This window comes from Streptococcus mitis (genome assembly GCF_016658865.1).
Taxonomy (GTDB): domain Bacteria; phylum Bacillota; class Bacilli; order Lactobacillales; family Streptococcaceae; genus Streptococcus; species Streptococcus mitis_BT.
On sequence record NZ_CP067992.1, the window covers coordinates 1,913,720 to 1,932,599 of the forward strand.

At 43.2% G+C, this 18,880-nt stretch carries 20 protein-coding genes and 1 pseudogene; 5 read left to right on the top strand and 16 right to left on the bottom strand.

The features are described 5' to 3' along the window. From JJN14_RS09435 to JJN14_RS09480, 11 genes and pseudogenes are all read right to left on the bottom strand, one after another. A complete protein-coding gene (locus JJN14_RS09435) occupies positions 1-1,062 on the bottom strand; it encodes a methionine ABC transporter ATP-binding protein (RefSeq protein WP_201058515.1) in 1,062 nt (353 codons plus the stop codon). Beyond that, a complete protein-coding gene (locus JJN14_RS09440; RefSeq protein WP_201058516.1) occupies positions 1,055-2,428 on the bottom strand; it encodes a M20 family metallopeptidase in 1,374 nt (457 codons plus the stop codon). The genes JJN14_RS09435 and JJN14_RS09440 overlap by 8 nt, the downstream gene beginning before the upstream one ends. Before the next feature lie 96 nt (positions 2,429-2,524). Then, a complete protein-coding gene (locus JJN14_RS09445) occupies positions 2,525-3,379 on the bottom strand; it encodes a MetQ/NlpA family ABC transporter substrate-binding protein (RefSeq protein ID WP_042751775.1) in 855 nt (284 codons plus the stop codon). A gap of 153 nt (positions 3,380-3,532) precedes the next feature. Beyond that, positions 3,533-4,363, bottom strand: a complete 831-nt coding sequence (locus tag JJN14_RS09450; RefSeq protein ID WP_004254995.1) for an amino acid ABC transporter substrate-binding protein — start codon at positions 4,361-4,363, stop codon at positions 3,533-3,535. A 103-nt stretch (positions 4,364-4,466) separates the two neighbouring features. Continuing rightward, positions 4,467-4,790, bottom strand: a complete 324-nt coding sequence (locus JJN14_RS09455; RefSeq protein ID WP_000253936.1) for an AzlD domain-containing protein — start codon at positions 4,788-4,790, stop codon at positions 4,467-4,469. Beyond that, a complete protein-coding gene (locus JJN14_RS09460) occupies positions 4,780-5,475 on the bottom strand; it encodes an AzlC family ABC transporter permease (RefSeq protein ID WP_201058517.1) in 696 nt (231 codons plus the stop codon). The genes JJN14_RS09455 and JJN14_RS09460 overlap by 11 nt, the downstream gene beginning before the upstream one ends. 233 nt (positions 5,476-5,708) lie before the next feature. After that, positions 5,709-6,719, bottom strand: coding sequence for a tRNA (adenosine(37)-N6)-threonylcarbamoyltransferase complex transferase subunit TsaD (tsaD, locus tag JJN14_RS09465; RefSeq protein WP_201058518.1), 1,011 nt, complete (start codon positions 6,717-6,719; stop codon positions 5,709-5,711). Next, complete coding sequence (rimI, locus tag JJN14_RS09470) at positions 6,709-7,146, bottom strand: ribosomal protein S18-alanine N-acetyltransferase (protein ID WP_201058519.1); 438 nt, start codon at positions 7,144-7,146, stop codon at positions 6,709-6,711. Before rimI ends, tsaD begins: the two co-directional genes overlap by 11 nt. Continuing rightward, positions 7,143-7,826 (bottom strand): tRNA (adenosine(37)-N6)-threonylcarbamoyltransferase complex dimerization subunit type 1 TsaB, encoded by a 684-nt coding sequence (gene tsaB / locus JJN14_RS09475; protein WP_201058520.1) that lies wholly within the window; start codon positions 7,824-7,826, stop codon positions 7,143-7,145. Before tsaB ends, rimI begins: the two co-directional genes overlap by 4 nt. Before the next feature lie 104 nt (positions 7,827-7,930). Continuing rightward, positions 7,931-8,143 (bottom strand): annotated as a pseudogene (locus JJN14_RS10330) (hypothetical protein). Between the two features lie 550 nt (positions 8,144-8,693). Next, positions 8,694-8,903, bottom strand: coding sequence for a hypothetical protein (locus JJN14_RS09480; RefSeq protein WP_201059162.1), 210 nt, complete (start codon positions 8,901-8,903; stop codon positions 8,694-8,696). 235 nt (positions 8,904-9,138) lie between these two features. Here JJN14_RS09480 and JJN14_RS09485 point away from each other — a divergent pair, with 235 nt between their 5' ends. Together JJN14_RS09485 and rnjA are read left to right on the top strand one after the other, a co-directional pair. After that, positions 9,139-9,372 carry a DNA-dependent RNA polymerase subunit epsilon gene (locus JJN14_RS09485; RefSeq protein WP_000639572.1) on the top strand — a complete coding sequence of 78 codons (234 nt, stop codon included), beginning with the start codon at positions 9,139-9,141 and terminating at the stop codon, positions 9,370-9,372. A 1-nt stretch (position 9,373) separates the two neighbouring features. Next, complete coding sequence (gene rnjA, locus JJN14_RS09490) at positions 9,374-11,053, top strand: ribonuclease J1 (protein ID WP_000331983.1); 1,680 nt, start codon at positions 9,374-9,376, stop codon at positions 11,051-11,053. Between the two features lie 36 nt (positions 11,054-11,089). Here rnjA and mnmG read toward each other — a convergent pair whose 3' ends face one another. The 4 genes from mnmG to mnmA form a co-directional block, all read right to left on the bottom strand. Then, positions 11,090-13,003 carry a tRNA uridine-5-carboxymethylaminomethyl(34) synthesis enzyme MnmG gene (mnmG, locus tag JJN14_RS09495; protein WP_000221914.1) on the bottom strand — a complete coding sequence of 638 codons (1,914 nt, stop codon included), beginning with the start codon at positions 13,001-13,003 and terminating at the stop codon, positions 11,090-11,092. Then, positions 12,993-13,424 (bottom strand): NUDIX hydrolase, encoded by a 432-nt coding sequence (locus JJN14_RS09500; protein WP_000989467.1) that lies wholly within the window; start codon positions 13,422-13,424, stop codon positions 12,993-12,995. Before JJN14_RS09500 ends, mnmG begins: the two co-directional genes overlap by 11 nt. Positions 13,425-13,432: 8 nt before the next feature. After that, the gene (locus tag JJN14_RS09505; protein WP_201058521.1) at positions 13,433-13,888 is read right to left on the bottom strand and encodes an NUDIX hydrolase; all 456 of its coding nucleotides are present in this window, start codon (positions 13,886-13,888) and stop codon (positions 13,433-13,435) included. Positions 13,889-14,027: 139 nt separating this feature from the next. Then, positions 14,028-15,149, bottom strand: a complete 1,122-nt coding sequence (gene mnmA, locus JJN14_RS09510) for a tRNA 2-thiouridine(34) synthase MnmA (protein WP_201058522.1) — start codon at positions 15,147-15,149, stop codon at positions 14,028-14,030. A gap of 301 nt (positions 15,150-15,450) precedes the next feature. Between mnmA and JJN14_RS09515 the strand changes: the two genes are divergently transcribed. Further along, entirely contained in the window at positions 15,451-16,329 is an 879-nt protein-coding gene (locus tag JJN14_RS09515) for a hypothetical protein (RefSeq protein ID WP_201058523.1), read from the top strand. Between the two features lie 87 nt (positions 16,330-16,416). Here the strand turns inward: JJN14_RS09515 and JJN14_RS09520 are convergent, their stop codons facing one another. Further along, entirely contained in the window at positions 16,417-17,067 is a 651-nt protein-coding gene (locus tag JJN14_RS09520) for a M23 family metallopeptidase (RefSeq protein ID WP_201058524.1), read from the bottom strand. Positions 17,068-17,307: 240 nt separating this feature from the next. Here JJN14_RS09520 and sdaAB point away from each other — a divergent pair, with 240 nt between their 5' ends. Further along, on the top strand, positions 17,308-17,979 hold the full coding sequence (gene sdaAB, locus JJN14_RS09525) for an L-serine ammonia-lyase, iron-sulfur-dependent subunit beta (protein ID WP_000838912.1): 672 nt from the start codon (positions 17,308-17,310) through the stop codon (positions 17,977-17,979). An 8-nt stretch (positions 17,980-17,987) separates the two neighbouring features. Beyond that, positions 17,988-18,860: an L-serine ammonia-lyase, iron-sulfur-dependent, subunit alpha gene (gene sdaAA, locus JJN14_RS09530; RefSeq protein ID WP_201058525.1), complete on the top strand. Its 873-nt coding sequence runs from the start codon at positions 17,988-17,990 to the stop codon at positions 18,858-18,860. Positions 18,861-18,880 lie beyond the last annotated feature (20 nt).

The window sequence follows — 18,880 nt, forward strand, 5'->3', positions numbered from 1 at the left end:
TTACTGTCCTCCCTTCAATACTTTTAGCTGCACGCCAGCCTGACGAATGGCTTCTTGGGCACCTGCTAGCGCTGCTTTTTCACCTGACAAGACCACCACCAATTCTCCAACAGGAGTACCATCGAGGATTTCGATATTCCCATAGAGGATATTAGCCGTTACTTGATAATGCTTATACAATTCATTCAAAAGTGGCTCGTCTGTTGAAGCACCCGCATACTTGAGCTGCACCAAGAGACTGTTTTCTGACAGATGTTGCACGATTTCTTGCTTCTCGATTTTGACCATGGCTTCGTCAATACCTGTAGCTGTTGAGATAAAGTCTTGAGTCAAAGATTGTTTAGGGTCTGAGAAGATTTCAAGAACACTACCCTCCTCAATCAAATGCCCATCCTGCATAACTGCCACACGGTTAGCAATGTCTTTGACAATCTGCATTTCATGCGTAATCAAGACAACAGTTAAGCCTAATTTTTGGTTCAAATCTTGCAACAAGGCCAAAATCTGCTTGGTTGTCTTAGGGTCAAGGGCAGAAGTTGACTCGTCTGAAATCAAGATTTTTGGATCATTTGCCAAGGCACGCGCAATGGCCACACGCTGTTTTTGCCCTCCAGATAGTTGTGAAGGGTAGTTTTCAGCACGGTCTGCCAAGCCAACCAAGTCCAACAACTTAGCTACTTTAGCCTTCTTTTCTTCCTTGCTGAGTCCAGAATGTTTAAGGGCAAAGGCTACATTCTCCTCTGCAGTCTTCTGACTCATCAGGTTAAAATGCTGGAAAATCATTCCGATATCTTGACGTTTACGACGCAACTGCTCGGCCGTCAAGGTCACCTTGCCATCAAAAATCACATCGTCGTCAATGGTAATTTTCCCTACAGATGGTTTTTGCAAGAGATTAATCACCCGTACAAGGGTTGATTTCCCTGCTCCAGAATATCCAACGATTCCGTAGATATCCCCTTCTTGGATGTGAATGGTCACATCCTTGACCGCTGTGATGGTTCTCTTCTTTTGGTGAAAAGTCACATCGATCTGATCTAACTTGATAATATCTCTACTCATAGCTTCTAATCAGCTCCTCTACTAATTCAATATGGGTGTAATAATCGGCGATTCGCACATTTTCATCCCCACCGTGGTCTCGACTATTAGCATTTCCTAGACCGAAGGCCACCATTGGTACCTCTAGGGCATCAAAAACCGTATGCATAGGCCCTGTCCCTGCTGTTGTCGGCAAGACTGAAACGCCCTGTGGATAGAATTTCTTGGCCAACTCGATTACATTGAGAATGGCTGGCGCGCTCATATCGCTTCGATAGCTCATCTCTCCCAAGGTATAGTATAATTCTACCTTATCAAAGCCATTTTTGTCTAGCTGTTTCCGAATTTTTTCCAGAACATCATGCGGTTCTAGGCCAGGAACCAAACGAACCTCTAGCTTAGCACTAGCTTCTGCTGGCAAAATCGTTTTGACTCCTTGCCCTTGATAACCTGACTGAATCCCTTCGATATTAAGAGCTGGCTCAAAAAAGAAACGTTTTAGAAAGGCTACACGGTTCTCTTGTAAGAGAGGCAATTCCAAGCCATAAATCTGGCTGATTTCCCCAGGATTTCGTTGAGCATAGGCATCCACCAAGGCTAATTCTCGTTCATTCGGCTCTTGTACTTCTTCGTACAAACCTTCAACCAAGATACGGCCATCTGCGGCACGAAGGGACTGTAGGGCTTGAAGGAGGTACCAAGGAGCTGATTCCACAACTCCTCCATAACTAGAGTGGATATCCACATCCGCACTTTTTACCTTGGCATCAAAGGTCACGATCCCCTTGTTTCCACCAGAAATTTCTAACTGCTCCAAGGCATTCTTGGTCCCTTGTTCCCAGACCAACAAATCTGCGCCACGGAGTTTGTCCGCATATTTTTCCAGATACTTATCTAGGTCTGTTGAAGCCGATTCCTCCGCTCCTTCCATGATAAAACTGATATTGACAGGCAGGTCATCATGGTGCTGCATGTATTTTCTCAAAGCACTCAAACGAGCTGTGATATGACCCTTGTCGTCGTCAACCCCACGCCCATACATGAAGCCATTACGCACCGAAAGCGTAAAAGGATCCTCTGTCCAGACCTGATCCCCATCCGCTGGCACAGTGTCATAGTGGTTATAGAAAATCAAGGTCTTGGCATCTGGACGTGAACTCTTGAAATGCGCCATGACAAAGGGCGCCGTATAAGTCTCATCAATCTCCACTTCAGCCCCAACACGCTTGAAAATCTCGCCCAGATAGTTTGCGACTTCCTTAAGTCCAACCTGCTGGGCAAAGACTGATTTCTTAGAAATCAAGGTACGCAAAACCTCAAAATAATGCTGGGCTACATGATCCTTTTCAAATTTTTCAATCTGTTCTTGTTCGCTAGGAAAAACCATATTCTCTCTACCTTTCTATGAACTACTCTTCCTGACAATCCATGCTCTATACAAAAGCAAGAGGTGGAATTCTCTCTCCCACCTCCCTGTTTCTTATTACCAAACTGGTTGATCCAAACCGTCTGATGTTTCTTCGATAACTTTTTTCACTTCATCTGTGTGGTAAGCTGCGATGACTTTCTTGATAGCATCAGCCTTAGGTGATGTTTCCCAATCTTTTTTCGCAACGATGATGTTGTACCATTGTTTTGAGTTTTCATCAGCTTGTTCTTTGAAAAGTGCTTTCTTGTAGTCCAATTTTGCTTCTGTAACGAAGGTATTGTTTACAACGGCAGCGTCAACTGATGACAATGAACGAGCTGTTTGGCTAGCATCCAATTCAGTGATTTTCAAGTTCTTTGGATTTTCTTTGATGTTAGCAACTGTTGCAAGAGCAGTTCCAGAAACATCCAATTTAATCAAGCCAGCTGATTGAAGCAAGTAAAGCGCACGGCTTTCGTTTGTAGCATCGTTCGGTACAGCGATTTCTCCGTTTGCTGGGATGTCTTCTACTTTAGTGTACTTGTTGTCACTTCCATTCAAACCTGAGTAAAGGCGGATTGGAGAGATGTAAGTATCTGCAATCGCTACAAGGTCTTTCCCGTTTTCTTTGTTCCAGTTGTTCAAGAAGTTATAGTGTTGGAAAGCGTTCAAGTCTACTTCGCCATCAGCAGTTGCCTTATTTGGTTGTGAGTAGTCTGTGAACTCTGTAAATTCCAAAGTGATACCGTCTTTTTTAACCAATTCTTGGATTTTGTCCCAACGTTTTTCTTCAGAACCGCTACGGTTAACAGTTGCGATTTTGATAGTTGTTGCATTGTCTGCTTTCTTTTCTGAATTTCCGCAAGCTGCAAGAGCCAAACCTGCGACTGTAGCAAGGGCTGCTACACCAAGCCATTTTTTAATTTTCATGATTCTTTCTCCTTAAAAATAATACCGTACTAGTATCTCACAATTTGTTTGATTTCACAAATTGTTATTATGTAGTCAGATATATAGTTTAAAACTATATCCCTAAAAACTGAGAAATCATCCACCTTATGCAGAATGGATGATTTCAAAAAATTATTTAATATCAGCTTCTGCTGGTAGATAAGTGTCTCCAAAGAATTGTTTAGACAATTTTTCAAGAGTTCCGTCTTTGTAGAGTTCTTGGATACGTTTGTCTACAAATGTTTTCAACTCATCTTGACCTTTAGCAAGAAGTGGGTAAACATAAGGTTGTTGGTCGCTTGGAAGTTCGATCACTTTCAAGTTGTCCAAACCTTGGTCCTTGATGACTGTTTCAACACCGATTTTATCAAAAATCTTGTAGTCAAACTGGCCATCGCTCAAGCGTCCCATGATTTGTTGGAAGTCTGCTTTAGTATACTTTAGGACAGTTGGATTATCTGAATGTTGTTTGTTGTAGTCTTCTAGCTGTTTAGCAGAAGTTGTCCCTTGAACAACTTCTGTTGATTTTCCACCGATATCATCAAGCGATTTGATGCTAGGGTCATCTTTTTTCACTACAAGAACGTTAGGGTTTTTAGCAGTTGGAGCTGCATAAAGGTATTTTTCAGCACGTTCTTTAGTGTAGCTGATGTTGCTAACAGCCATATTGTAACGGTCGGCATCAAGTCCTGCAAAGACTCCTGACCACTCTGTCTTCTCAAACTTGACATCATACTTGTCAGAGTCTTTAAAGATAGCGCGAACCACTTCAATTTCGTAACCAGTCAATTCGCCATTTTCTTCATAGTTGAATGGTTTTGGTGTAGCATTAGTTGCAACGATAATTTCTTTCTTGCTAGCTGCTTCTCCTTCTTTCTTAGCACCACCTGAGCAAGCTGCTAGTACACCTGCAGCAACAAGCCCTAGAGCAGCAAGAGATGAGTATTTAACGATTTTTTTCATTTCATTTCCTCCAAAATAGAATACCTTATTATCTTATCAGAAAAAAAGTAATTATGCCATTATATGATATTTATCTCTGTGATAGGTTTTCTTTATGGCCAATTTAAAAGACCAAACGCAATACTGCAATCAAGACCACTCCAAAGAGAACCGTTCCAACTAGATTGCGGTAGCGAAAGGCTACCCAAGCTGTTGGAAAGACTGCTAAGAAGTCCAGCCACTTGATTTGAGGCAAACTCCCAACTTTTCCTGTCACTACGCTTGACAGAATCAAGGCAAAGATAATAGAAACAGGCAAGAACTTCAAAAAGCGCTCAACGATTGCAGGCAGGCCCTTATACTTGACCAAGATGAAGGGAATCATACGGGGAATCCACGTCACCAAGCCAGAGAAAATAACTGCTAATAAAAGATACTTACTGACCATCTAAAACCACCCCCATGCTACAACCAAGTAGCGTCGCAAACAGAACAGCTAGAGACTGAGACACCACTGTCAAGAGTAAAAAGAAGGACACCGCAACAACTGCTAGAATAATAAGCAGATTGCGGACAGGAATCCGTCTTTGCATAATCTGGAATTGCGAAGCAAAAATCCCGATGAACATCCCAACCAAAGCAAAGTCCAAACCAAAGATTTCTGGATTTGGTAGCAAGCCACCCAGAGCCGTTCCAACCACTGTCCCGACAAACCAAGCCACATAACTGTTGAGATTGTTTCCGTGCATCCACATCGGATTGACCTTGTCTGTATGGGCCAATTCGCCCATCAAAACGCCGTAAGTCTCATCTGTCAAGAGACTAGACATACCGATATTTTGCCAGAGACTGGTATGACGGAAATAGGTCGATGCATGCAAGCTCAGCAAAAAGAGACGTAAATTGATTAGAAAAACCGTCATAGCAATAGCTGCCACAGGCGCCTGAACTGCAATCAAGGCTAACATGGCAAACTGGGCACTCCCAGCATAAACAAAGAGGCTCATCAAACCCATCTCAACAGGTGTCACATAAGGCGCACCAATAATTCCACAGGCCAGTCCGATACTGATATAACCAAGGGCCGTTGGCATGGCTGCCTGCGCCCCCTCCCAAAATCCTTTTTCTTTCATCTTTCTCCTCATATTGTCTTAATAATACTCAATGAAAATCAAAGAGCAAACTAGGAAGCTAGCCGCAGGTTGCTCAAAACATGTTTTGAGGTTGCAGATAGAAGCTGACGCGGTTTGAAGAGATTTTCGAAGAGTATAAGTAGGCTGAAAAGGCTCCAGCCACAGCATGGACTATTATAACACATTCAGGAAAGAGAAAAAAGTCTGCTGATTGTAATCAGACAGACTCCATTTTATTCCATGGTATCAAAAGCGAGGCTTGGTTTGGCATTGAGGTCTAAGCCTGCAAAGTTCTCCTTGTTCCACTCGCTGACGCTGGCATAGGCAATCATTCCTGCATTGTCTCCGCAGAGGCGTAGGGGTGGGATGATAACCTTGACATCTGTGATTTCGGCTGCTAGGCGTTCTCTGAGACCTTTATTGGCTGCCACGCCACCAGCCACAACTAGGGTTTTAACAGGATATTTCTCCAGGGCTTTCTTGGTTTTTGCCATGAGAATATCCATGACTGCAGCTTGGAAGGACGCACACAAATCCTCTGTTGACAAGCTTTCTCCCTTTTGCTCGGCATTGTGGTGAAGGTTAATAAAGGCAGATTTCAAACCTGAGAAGGAGAACTCCAGATTATCTTCCTTAATCATGGCACGTGGGAAATCGTAAATATCCTGCCCCTGATGAGCCAACTCGTCAATCTCACGACCGGCTGGATAGGTCAAGCCCATGACGCGACCAACCTTATCATAAGCCTCACCAACCGCATCATCTCGTGTTTCCCCAACAATCTTGTAATCACCAGCCTCAGAAACATAGACCAACTCTGTGTGACCGCCACTGACCAAGAGAGCTAGCAAGGGAAACTCCAAAGACTCTACACTTTGAGCTGCCATGAGGTGGCCAGCCATGTGGTTAACGGGAATCAGCGGAAGTCCATGTGCCCAAGCAAAGGCCTTGGCAGCTGACAAACCAACTAGCAAGGCCCCGACCAAGCCAGGTCCATAGGTAACTGCAACAGCTGTCACGTCATCTTCCGTAATCCCTGCTTCTGCTAGCGCTTCCTCAATACAGGCTGTAATGACCTCTACATGGTGACGACTAGCTACTTCTGGCACTACGCCCCCAAAACGTTTATGACTCTCAATTTGACTAGCAATGACATTGGACAAGAGCTCATCGTCGTTTTTCAGTACAGCGACACTGGTCTCATCACAGGATGTCTCAAATGCTAAAATATATCTATCCTTCATCTATTTCTCTCTTCATGATGATGGCGTCCTCGACTGGATCATGGTAGTAGGCCTTTCGCTCAGCGATGACTGCCATCTTTTCTTTCTTGTAAAATGCTTGCGCTCGTTGGTTTGACTTTCTGACTTCTAGGAAAATCTCCTTGTCTGTCGGCAATTGAGCAAACAAGGCCGAGGCAATACCCTGACCCTGATAGGCTCCTTTAACAGCAATTTGCAGGACTTCTGCTTCAAAAAGATTCTCCTGCACGGCTAGAAAGCCAATCACTTCTGCCTCATCATAAGCCAGAACATACCAAGTCTGGTCTTGAGCCAGGTCTGCTTGGATTTGCTCCAGCGTCCAAGGACTGACTGGGTAAACAGCTGCCATGACAGCGTAGATGTCTTGAGCCAAGTCAGACTGCTGTTGGATTCGTTTGATTTCTATCATAGGCGTTTAATGTAAGATTCTCCAGACTCGGTGTGGTTTTTGAGCCAGTTTTCCTCAGCCTCGACTCGTTTGAGGTAATTCGGTACAAAATCATGCAAGGAGTCTGCTTCCTTATCCCAGGCCAAAAGAGCAAGATTGGCTGCATTAGGCAAGGTTTCTTTGAAATTAGTCCTTGGTAAATGCTCTTGAATCTGCTCCACAAAGGGGGCAACTTCTCCGACAAAGGTTACCTGACTAGCACCCTTGACTTTTTCTAATACCTCTTCAAAAGATAGGTGCGCTTCTGGCATGACAGGTTTGGCATTTTCATAAAATCCTGCGTAAACATTGTTGCGACGCGCATCCATCAAGGGGACGAACAAGCCTTCTTGTTGGTATGGCACCAGAGCCAAGAGACTCGACATACCAACCAACTCGATGTTCAGAGTGTGAGCTAAGGTCTTGGCAGTTGCTACCGCAATTCGCAAACCTGTGTAGCTACCTGGTCCTTCCGCCACCACGATTCGGTCTAAATCCTTGGGTGTCCAATCCAAACTCTCCATCAAAAAATTGATGGCAGGCATGAGGGTAATACTGTGATTCTTCTTAATATTAATAGTCGTCTCGGCAAGAACCTGCTTGTTCTCTAAAATAGCGAGAGAAAGAGCCTTGCTGGACGTATCAAAAGCTAATACTTTCATAACACATTCCTATCTTTTTGTCTGCTTACTATTATACTACAAAAGCAAACGCATGGGAATTTTCTTTATCTTCAAACAAAAATTCCCTACTAGTAGTAGGGAATCTAAGCATTTAATCCAAAGTAAAATACCAACCAAACTACATAGGTTACAAGGAGGATAAAAATTGAATAGAGCGTCACAAAAGCAAGCTTCTAAAGGAATTTTTTTTGCGGTGTCCCAGATATACAAACAGAGCATTCCTCCTTAGACACAGGCTACAAAGACTATAAACACCAAGAGGCCAACCCTATCGCAAATTCAAACAAACTAAACATTCTTAATCCTACTTTTGGTATTCCTATTTTTATATAAACTGTTGACTATGTTGGTCTATCAATGTTAAAATGTAATTCAACACTGGTAGGAAAATCAGGTTGAGTCGTTGACTCTTCGGGTTGCGGTGCTATCCCTGAAACTTTGGTTTCTAAAGAACTGGAATTGCGATTGATTAGTTCGCCCCCAGTGTTAGATGGCTCTTGACTTCGGTCAGGAGCTTTTTGATGCTTTTAAGGTTGATTCCCTCAGTAAGTTATAGTAAAATATAAATATTGAGAGGATAACGTAGGGCGACTGGTAACAGAGCGTTCAAAGGTACCAACTTCTGGTACGGGTGTGGGACTGCCTTCAGCTTTGAGCTGTAAAGACCCCTGACTACCATTGGTCCTCTCTTTTTGCTTACTCTTAAATTAAGTGCTTGCCTTTTAGTAAGCACTCCACTCCATCTTGCTATTTCTACATCGTTATACTTATAGATTGACTTCTTAGCCTCATAGATGATAGAATTAAGTAAAGGCTGAGATCGAGTTTGATTTGGTGACAAGTCATTCAAAGGTTGCGATGCATTTGCTTCAGGTAGAGGTGCTGCCACCTGGACTGCTCCAGGAAAATCCCCGAGTTTTGTCTCAGTCTTTTTATTTGCTCTTGAGATTTCTCAAGAGCTTTTTCTTTTTTCAAAGATATCATTCTGTCCCAACCATCTACTCCAACAATTAATGAAACTAAAACTGTATTCTTCCTTAAATCTACTATCTCCATAGATTCCCCCTTTAATTATAACACCTAAACGCTCTCCGAACGAATCCTATCTATCTTTTGCTCCCTCTTCCCCTCACGACTTTCTCGTTTCCGTCTTTTACTAATTTTTCATTTTGTGGTATAATTGAAATAATTGTAACGAATCAAGGTCAATCTAGACACAAAATGGAATGAAATCAAGCAAATCTATGCTAAAAGTTTGGAATAAGCTGACCTGTAAATAGAAAGGAACTATATGATTTACAAAGTTTTTTATCAAGAAACAAAAGAACGTAGCCCACGTCGTGAAACAACACGCGCACTTTACCTAGACATCGATGCCAGCTCAGAACTTGAGGGCCGTATCGCTGCTCGCCAACTTGTCGAAGAAAATCGCCCAGAGTACAATATCGAGTATATCGAACTCTTGTCTGACAAATTGCTAGATTACGAAAAAGAAACTGGCGCCTTCGAAATCACGGAGTTCTAATATGGCCTATACTCTTAAACCTGAAGAAGTCGGCGTTTTTGCCATCGGTGGTCTGGGAGAAATCGGGAAAAACACTTACGGAATTGAATACCAAGATGAGATTATCATCGTCGATGCTGGGATTAAATTCCCAGAAGATGACTTGCTGGGTATCGACTATGTCATTCCTGATTATTCTTACATCGTAGACAATATCGACCGCGTCAAGGCTGTTTTGATCACACACGGACACGAGGACCACATCGGTGGGATTCCATTCCTGCTCAAGCAAGCAAATGTCCCTATCTATGCTGGACCGCTTGCCTTGGCTTTAATCCGTGGAAAACTCGAAGAACATGGCCTCTTGCGCAACGCCAAACTTTACGAAATCAACCACAACACTGAGTTGACCTTTAAAAATCTTAAGGCAACTTTCTTTAGAACCACTCACTCTATTCCAGAGCCTTTGGGAATTGTTATTCATACTCCTCAAGGGAAAATCGTTTGTACGGGTGACTTCAAGTTCGACTTCACTCCAGTGGGAGAACCTGCGGACTTGCACCGTATGGCAGCTCTTGGTGAAGAAGGCGTGCTTTGTCTTCTCTCGGACTCGACAAATGCGGAAGTGCCAACCTTTACCAACTCTGAAAAAGTCGTTGGTCAGTCCATCATGAAGATTATCCAAGGCATCGAAGGACGTATCATCTTTGCATCCTTTGCCTCAAATATCTTCCGTCTCCAACAAGCAACTGAAGCTGCTGTTAAGACTGGACGCAAGATTGCAGTCTTTGGTCGTTCTATGGAAAAGGCCATTGTCAACGGTATCGACCTTGGTTACATCAAAGCTCCTAAGGGAACCTTTATCGAGCCAAATGAAATCAAAGACTACCCTGCAGGCGAAGTTCTGATTCTCTGTACAGGTAGTCAGGGTGAGCCAATGGCAGCTCTCTCTCGTATCGCCAACGGAACCCACCGTCAGGTACAACTCCAACCCGGTGATACGGTTATCTTCTCTTCTAGTCCAATCCCTGGAAACACCACTAGCGTCAACAAGTTGATTAATATCATTTCTGAGGCTGGTGTCGAAGTTATCCACGGTAAAGTGAACAATATCCATACATCTGGACACGGTGGTCAGCAAGAGCAAAAACTTATGCTCCGCTTGATTAAGCCAAAATACTTCATGCCTGTCCACGGTGAATACCGCATGCAAAAAGTCCATGCTGGACTTGCGGTGGATACTGGTGTTGAGAAGGACAATATCTTTATCATGAGCAATGGTGATGTGCTTGCCCTTACTGCTGACTCAGCTCGTATCGCAGGTCATTTCAACGCCCAAGACATCTATGTCGATGGAAATCGTATCGGTGAAATCGGCGCTGCTGTCCTCAAAGACCGTCGTGATTTATCTGAAGACGGTGTCGTTCTAGCAGTCGCAACTGTTGACTTCAAGTCGCAGATGATTCTGTCTGGTCCAGATATCCTCAGCCGAGGCTTTGTCTACATGAGAGAATCTGGTGACTTGATTCGCCAAAGCCAACGCATCCTCTTCAATGCAATTCGTATCGCACTAAAAAATAAGGATGCTAGCGTGCAATCTGTCAATGGTGCCATTGTCAACGCCATTCGCCCCTTCCTCTATGAAAATACAGAACGTGAACCAATCATTATTCCAATGATCCTCACACCAGATGAAGAATAAATTATAAAACAGCCCCGTCCTCGGAGCTGTTTTTCTCTATGCTTTCTTTTCTTGATTTTTAGAAATACTACGATTTTTACCTTCAAGATACACCATCAAAATAGAAATATCTGCTGGGTTTACTCCCGAAATACGGCTGGCTTGGCCGATGGTTTCTGGATTGATCAGTTTGAACTTCTGACGGGCTTCTGTTGCGATAGAATCAATATCATCCCAGTCAATATTAGCTGGAATACGTTTTTCTTCCATGCGCTTCATCTTGGCAACCTGATCCATGGCTTTGGAAATATAGCCTTCATACTTGATTTCTGTTTCAATCAATTCGATAATCTTGTCATCCAAGTCCTCTGCAGCTGGCCCGATGAAGGCCACCACATCTTGGTAAGAAACTTCTGGACGACGAAGGAATTCCTTGGCTGTCACTGCATCTGTCAACGGCTTGAAGCCCATCTCTTCAACCTTAGCATTGGTTTCCTTGACTGGCTTGAGTTTAATACTGTCTAGGCGCTTCATCTCATTATCAAACTGATTTTTCTTGATTTCAAAGCGAGCCCATCGTTCATCATCCACAAGGCCAATCTCGCGTCCCATCTCTGTCAAACGCATATCGGCATTGTCATGACGAAGAATGAGACGGTATTCAGCACGACTGGTCAAGAGACGGTAAGGTTCAATGGTTCCCTTGGTCACCAAATCGTCAATCATGACCCCGATATAACCGTCACTTCGTTTTAGAATCAACTCAGGTTTACCTTGGATTTTCAGAGCGGCATTGATACCCGCGATAATCCCTTGCCCAGCAGCTTCTTCGTAACCTGACGTTCCATTTGTCTGACCAGCAGTGAAAAGTCCTGAGATTTTCTTGGTTTCCAGTGTCGCACGCAACTGATGAGGCAAGACCATATCATACTCAATGGCATAACCTGTTCGCATCATCTCTGCATTTTCCAAACCTTTGATAGAATGAACAAGTTCACGTTGCACATCCTCAGGCAGACTGGTTGAAAGTCCTTGAACATAGACTTCCTCTGTATTGCGACCTTCTGGCTCAAGGAAGAGTTGATGACGTTCCTTGTCTGCAAAGCGCACAATCTTGTCCTCAATTGATGGACAGTAACGAGGTCCCACTCCCTTGACCACACCTGTAAACATAGGCGCACGGTGGAGGTTATTTTGGATAATTTCATGACTGGTACCATTGGTATAAGTCAACCAGCATGGCACTTGATCTTTGACATAATCCTCATCACGTGAAGTGTATGAGAAGTGATTAGGTGCTTCGTCTCCTGGCTGAATTTCTGTCACGTCGTAGTTGATAGAAGAAGCCTTGACACGTGGAGGAGTTCCTGTCTTAAAACGACCAATTTCGAGGCCCAATTCCTTGAGATTGTCAGCAAGGTTAATCGAAGCTAGACTGTGGTTAGGACCTGATGAGTACTTGAGGTCTCCGATGATAATTTCCCCACGGAGGGCTGTCCCTGTCGTCACAATAACAGCCTTTGCAGCATACTCTTGATGGGTTGCTGTACGAACACCGACAACCTTGCCATCTTCCACCAAAATCTCATCAATCATGGTCTGACGAAGTGTCAGATTTTCTTGGTTTTCAACTGTCTTGCGCATTTCCTTAGAGTAAAGCTCTTTGTCAGCTTGCGCACGAAGGGCACGGACAGCTGGCCCCTTCCCTGTGTTAAGCATCTTCATCTGGATGTAAGTCTTATCAATGGTTTTGGCCATCTCGCCACCGAGGGCATCAACTTCACGCACAACGATACCCTTGGCAGAACCACCGATAGAGGGGTTACAAGGCATGAAAGCCAGCATTTCAATGTTGATAGTCGCAAGCAAGACCTTACAACCCATACGACTAGCAGCTAGGGATGCTTCTACCCCAGCGTGTCCCGCACCGATTACAATAATATCGTATTCTTCAGTAAAATTATATGTCATTTCTTAACCTTTCAAAAATTTCTCGCAAATAAGGAACTAACTTCTCCTCCTCTAGAGCTTGATCCATAGTAACCCATTTAAAATGTGTATGCTCTTCAGGATCTAATCTGATAATTGGCTTCTCCCCAACCCACTCTGCTTTATAAACTAAGCGAGTAAAGACCGTATCCTTAGAGGTATCCAGTTGACTATCTTCGTGAAGAAGTTTGAGCGAACTGCTATCTAGCCTAACTCCCGCTTCTTCAATGCATTCTCTAAGAGCACCATCTCGCGGAAGTTCACCCTTTTCAACCCCACCACCAGGAATATCCCAGTAAGTTGGATAAACGTTGGGTTGTCCTCTTTTAATTTCCGAACGCTGAATAAGCAAATAATCATCACCACTATGAACAAGTACATGGGCAATAAGCTTAACCATCATTTTCTCTCCTATTCCTCAAGATGAATGTGTCTTAGTTGGCCGTCCCAAGTTGGTAGGGCTGTTTTTAAAAAGGCTGGAACTAGCTGGATATCCTCAAGCTTATCCAAGTCAATCCACTCACAAGGCTGCCTTGTCTCATCTTCCTGCATGGTCAAAGGCGCATCCTCAAGCAAGTCCACCAGATAATGAAACTCAATGTTGTGATAGGAAATACCGTCCTGTTCAAAACGATTTTCAACCACGAAAGCTAGCTGCCCAGCTTGAGCTTTGACACCCAGTTCTTCCCTCACTTCACGAACTACCGCGTCTTCCGTGCTTTCATTGACTTGAATCGCACCGCCGATAGTGTAATACTTGCCCTTATCTTTGGTGACTAGGAGCTTACGATTTTGGAGAATCAGGGCTGTCGCCCGAACACCAAAAACTGTATTTCCCACTTTTGTCCGAAAGTCTTGTTGAGTCATTTTTATCCTTTCCCTTAAACGACACAAAAACAGTCAAAACTCCAAAGAAGTGCAGGACAAAAAGCCTGCAACATCCATGAGCTTTGACCATCATTTCTATTGCTTTTATTATTGTAGCAAATTGAGAAAATTTGTCAATCTAAATGTACTGACAAACTTGTCCATCGCGGTAAGCATTGTCAATCAAACCTCCACCTAGACACTCATCGCCATCGTAAAAGACAACTGCCTGTCCTGGTGTAATCGCACGTTGCGGCTCCTCAAAGATGACCTCTGCCTTGTCTCCTTTGACATGTACTGTCACCTTAGAATCAGGCTGACGGTAGCGGAATTTAGCCGTACATTCCAGCGTAAACTCTTCTGGCATTTCACGAGTAAAGTGGACTTGACTGGCCTCAAGGCTTGTTGACATGAGCGAATCATGGTAGAATCCTTGACCGACATAGAGGATATTCTTGCTTAGGTCTTTTCCAACAACGAACCAAGGGGCATTGTCACCGCCGTGTTGTCCACCGATACCAAGTCCGCCACGCTGACCGATTGTATAGTACATAAGGCCTGCATGCTCGCCCATATCGCGACCATCCACAGTCATCATGCGACCAGGCTGAGCTGGTAGGTAGTTGCTGAGGAAGTTTTTAAAGTTCTTTTCTCCGATAAAGCAAATCCCTGTCGAGTCTTTCTTCTTAGCAGTCGCGAGTCCTGCTTCTTCTGCTAGTCTGCGAACTTCAGGCTTTTCCAAATGCCCCAGAGGGAACATAGTTTTTTGGAGTTGTTCTTGCGAAAGTTGGCTGAGGAAATAGGTCTGATCCTTGCCATTGTCCACACCACGAAGCATGTGAACAGTGCCATCCTCATCACGCGCCACTCGAGCATAATGCCCAGTCGCTACATAGTCTGCACCCAAGGTCATGGCATAGTCCAAAAAGGCCTTGAACTTGATTTCCTTGTTGCACATAACATCTGGATTTGGCGTGCGCCCTGCACGGTATTCTGCTAAGAAATACTCAAAGACACGGTCCCAGTACTCTTTTTCAAAATTGACAGAGTAGTAGGGAATGCCGATCTGGTCTGCCACCGCAGCCACATCCTTATAATCTTCGGTCGCCGTACAGACGCCGTTTTCATCTGTGTCATCCCAGTTCTTCATGAAGATACCGATCACATCGTAGCCCTGCTCCTTGAGCAAGAGAGCCGTCACCGACGAATCAACACCACCACTCATCCCCACGACAACACGTGTTTTAGAGTTATCACTCATGGTAAGTCTCCCATCTATTCGTTTATTCACGATTGAAGGTCGTGTGTGCTTCAACGATTGAAGGTCGCTTGAGCAGTATTCATTATAACATGCTTGGTTAGAGAAGACAAGGAAGAGGCTGATAATCTGATATTCTATTTGATAGAAACAGAAAAATAATTAAAAAAGGGCAATGAACAGTTAAATCTCGATTCTACTTATAAACTTATTTATAAAATAAGCTAAAAATGATATACTGTAATGAGGAGGAAGTCGTACATGATCCCTTTAAGATACTACCATCCATGTACGTAGTACGATTGTGAAAAACTACAAAGATATTCTAACATCAAAAAATACTATTTTTACTATCATTATTGTTGTAGGTCTTGGACTTTTAATAGGTTTAGTCATTCATCAAGAACATATCCAAGCAGAGAGAGGAAATATCGCTCTCAGCAAACAACATAAGAATGGACAAGATATCGAACAAGTAAAAAATGCTATTAAAAACTTCAATATTGATTCTGAAACGATTATAGAGGATTGGAAAAAAATTCAAGAATTAAAGCCAACCTCTGATGAAGGCAAAAAGACATTAGCAGATTTTCTTACTTCTACGGCCGATAAAATCACTAATCATTATACTGAAAAAGCTTTAAAATTGGATATAAAGGAATCCGATAGCCAGTTTGAAGATAAACAAACACTTGAAACAGCCATCACTTCCTTACAAAAAATACTAGAAATTATTAAAAGTGTCAACTCCACAAGCGAACAAGCTACTATTGATGAAAAAATAAAACCCATTCAAGAACTGATTTCAAAATTCCAAAAGCAAGTTGAAGTCTTGACCAAAAAAGAAGAAGAGCAGAAGTCTAATAAAAAAGAAACAGAAACGACTAGTAACGTTGAGGGAAGAGAAAGCTATTCTTCAGAAGTAGGTAGCTACACTCCAAGCTATACTGAGTCAAATGGGAACAGATATAATTCACAAGCACCTGCAAGCGAGCAATATTCATCTGATGGTGCTAGAAGTGGGGGAAACACTGCTGTCAATACACGAGATCAAGCTACTGATACTGCAGGAGCCCAAGGAGATACGAATACCAATAATAGTAATAATGCTGAGATTCCCGATACTAACAGTAATAATCGCACTAATTCAGCTGGAGAAACTCCAGAATCTCGTCAGCCGTAAGCAATCTTTTATTACTACTATTTAAAAGTTTTCTTTTATCAAATAAAAGCACACAAAAAGAGCCATCAAAGGCTCTTTTTCTATTTCTTAATACCAGCCGTTGTTAAGCCAGAAGTTTTTAGCAGCTGACCATGAACCGTAACGTCCTGCAACATAGGCATCTGCTACACGTTCTTGGTTAGCAGCTGAGTAGTCACCGTTCAAGTATGAATCTGTCAATTGGTAACGTCCAATGTATTGGCCGTTTGTAGCTGTGTAGCTACCACCTGATTCTTTTTGAGCAATCCATTCTTTAGCTTCTGCTTCAGATCCGCTTACAGTTGCAGCTGGTGCTGAAGTTTCTGCTGTAGTAACAGTTTCTTCTGCTGCAGGTGCGCTTGCCACTGGAGCTGCTTCTTCTGCTACTTCTGTAGTTTCTGCTGCTGGAGCTGAAACAGTTTCATCTTGAGCAGCTGGTGCTGCATAAGTAGTTGGCGCTGGTGTTGCAGCAGGCGCTACAGGGCCATCGATAACCAACTCTTGACCAACATAAATCATATGGATGTTGTCAATGTGGTTGTTTTCTGCCAATTTCTCAACAGTTGTGTTGTGAGTTTCAGCGATTTCTGAAAGTGTATCACCTTCTTTAACAGTGTAAGTTGATGATTCTTGGGCAGATACAAATGATGGAGCAAATACTGTAAACAAGGCAGCTACTCCTGCAAGAGTTGTTTTAATCTTTTTAGTTGTTGATTTCATATTCGAAAATTCTCCTTCTTTCTATAGTACTATCATACCCTTTAAATATTACTGTTTCTTGACACTTTTATGTAGAAATATTACAAAATTATTTTTTATTTCCCTAAACAAGCTATTTTTTGTTACAAAAGATGCTTTTTTATGCTGTTTGTGGCATTAAAAAGGTTTTCATCCACAATTAAAGCCAAGCCCCTCATTCTTTGATATAATAGAGATAAGAATTTTTATAAGGGGAAACTGATGAAATCACTTCGTTTTCAATCTGTCTTTGATATCATCGGACCAGTTATGATTGGCCCATCTAGTAGCCATACAGCTGGTGCTGTTCGTATTGGGAAGATTGTCTCTTCCATTTTTGATGATACTCCGACAGAAGTCGAATTCCAACTATTTAACTCATTTGCCAAGACCTATCGTGGTCACGGGACAGACCTAGCCCTTGTTGCAGGTATTTTGGGCATGGATACAGATGATCCTGAAATTCCGAATAGTCTGGAGATTGCCCACAAGCGTGGCATCAAGATTGTCTGGACTATTCAGAAAGACAGCAATGCTCCTCACCCAAACACCACTAAAATTACTGTCAAAAATGCCCACAAGACTATCAGTGTGACTGGTATTTCTATCGGTGGAGGGAATATTCAGGTCACCGAACTCAATGGCTTTGCCGTCTCTCTCAATATGAATACACCGACTATCATTATCGTTCATCAAGATATTCCAGGCATGATTGCCCTCGTAACAGAGGCCCTTTCACGCTATGGTATCAATATCGCCCAGATGAATGTTACTCGTGAAAAAGCTGGTGAAAAAGCCATTATGATTATCGAAGTCGACAGTCGCAACTGTGATGAGGCCATCGAAGAAATTCGAAAAATCCCTCATCTCCACAATGTCAATTTCTTTAAATAGGAGGAAGCATGTTTTATTCTATCAAAGAATTGGTCGAGCAAGCAGATCTGGACTTTCAAGGAAATGTCGCAGAACTCATGATTACAACAGAGTTTGAATTGACCGGTCGTGAACGTGAAGAGGTTCTCCTTCTCATGGAACGCAATCTAGAAGTCATGAAAGCCTCTGTCCAACTTGGCCTCAATGAAAATAAATCTCGTAGTGGCCTGACAGGTGGAGATGCTGCCAAATTGGATCACTACATCAAAAACGGAAAAAACTTATCGGATTATACGATTCTCTCAGCTGCTCGAAATGCCATCGCAGTCAATGAACACAATGCTAAAATGGGCTTGGTCTGTGCCACTCCGACAGCAGGAAGTGCCGGCTGTCTGCCCTCAGTTCTAACTGCTGCAATTGAAAAATTAGACCTCAGCCACGAGCAACAGCTGGATTTCCTCTTTGCTGCTGGTGCCTTTGGACTAGTCATCGCAAACAATGCCTCTATCTCAGGTGCTGAAGGTGGCTGTCAGGCCGAGGTTGGTTCTGCCTCTGCTATGAGTGCTGCAGCCTTGACTCTGGCTGCTGGTGGGACACCTTATCAGGCCAGTCAAGCCATTGCCTTTGTCATTAAAAATATGCTGGGCCTCATCTGTGACCCTGTTGCTGGCTTGGTCGAAGTTCCTTGTGTCAAACGCAATGCCATGGGAGCCAGCTTTGCCTTTATCGCAGCAGACATGGCCCTGGCAGGTATCGAATCGAAAATCCCTGTGGATGAAGTTATCGATGCCATGTATCAAGTAGGCGCAAGTATGCCAACTGCCTTTCGTGAAACAGCTGAAGGTGGACTCGCTGCCACACCTACTGGTCGTCGCCTCCAAAAAGAAATTTTCGGAGAATAAGCTTATCAAATAGGAGAAAC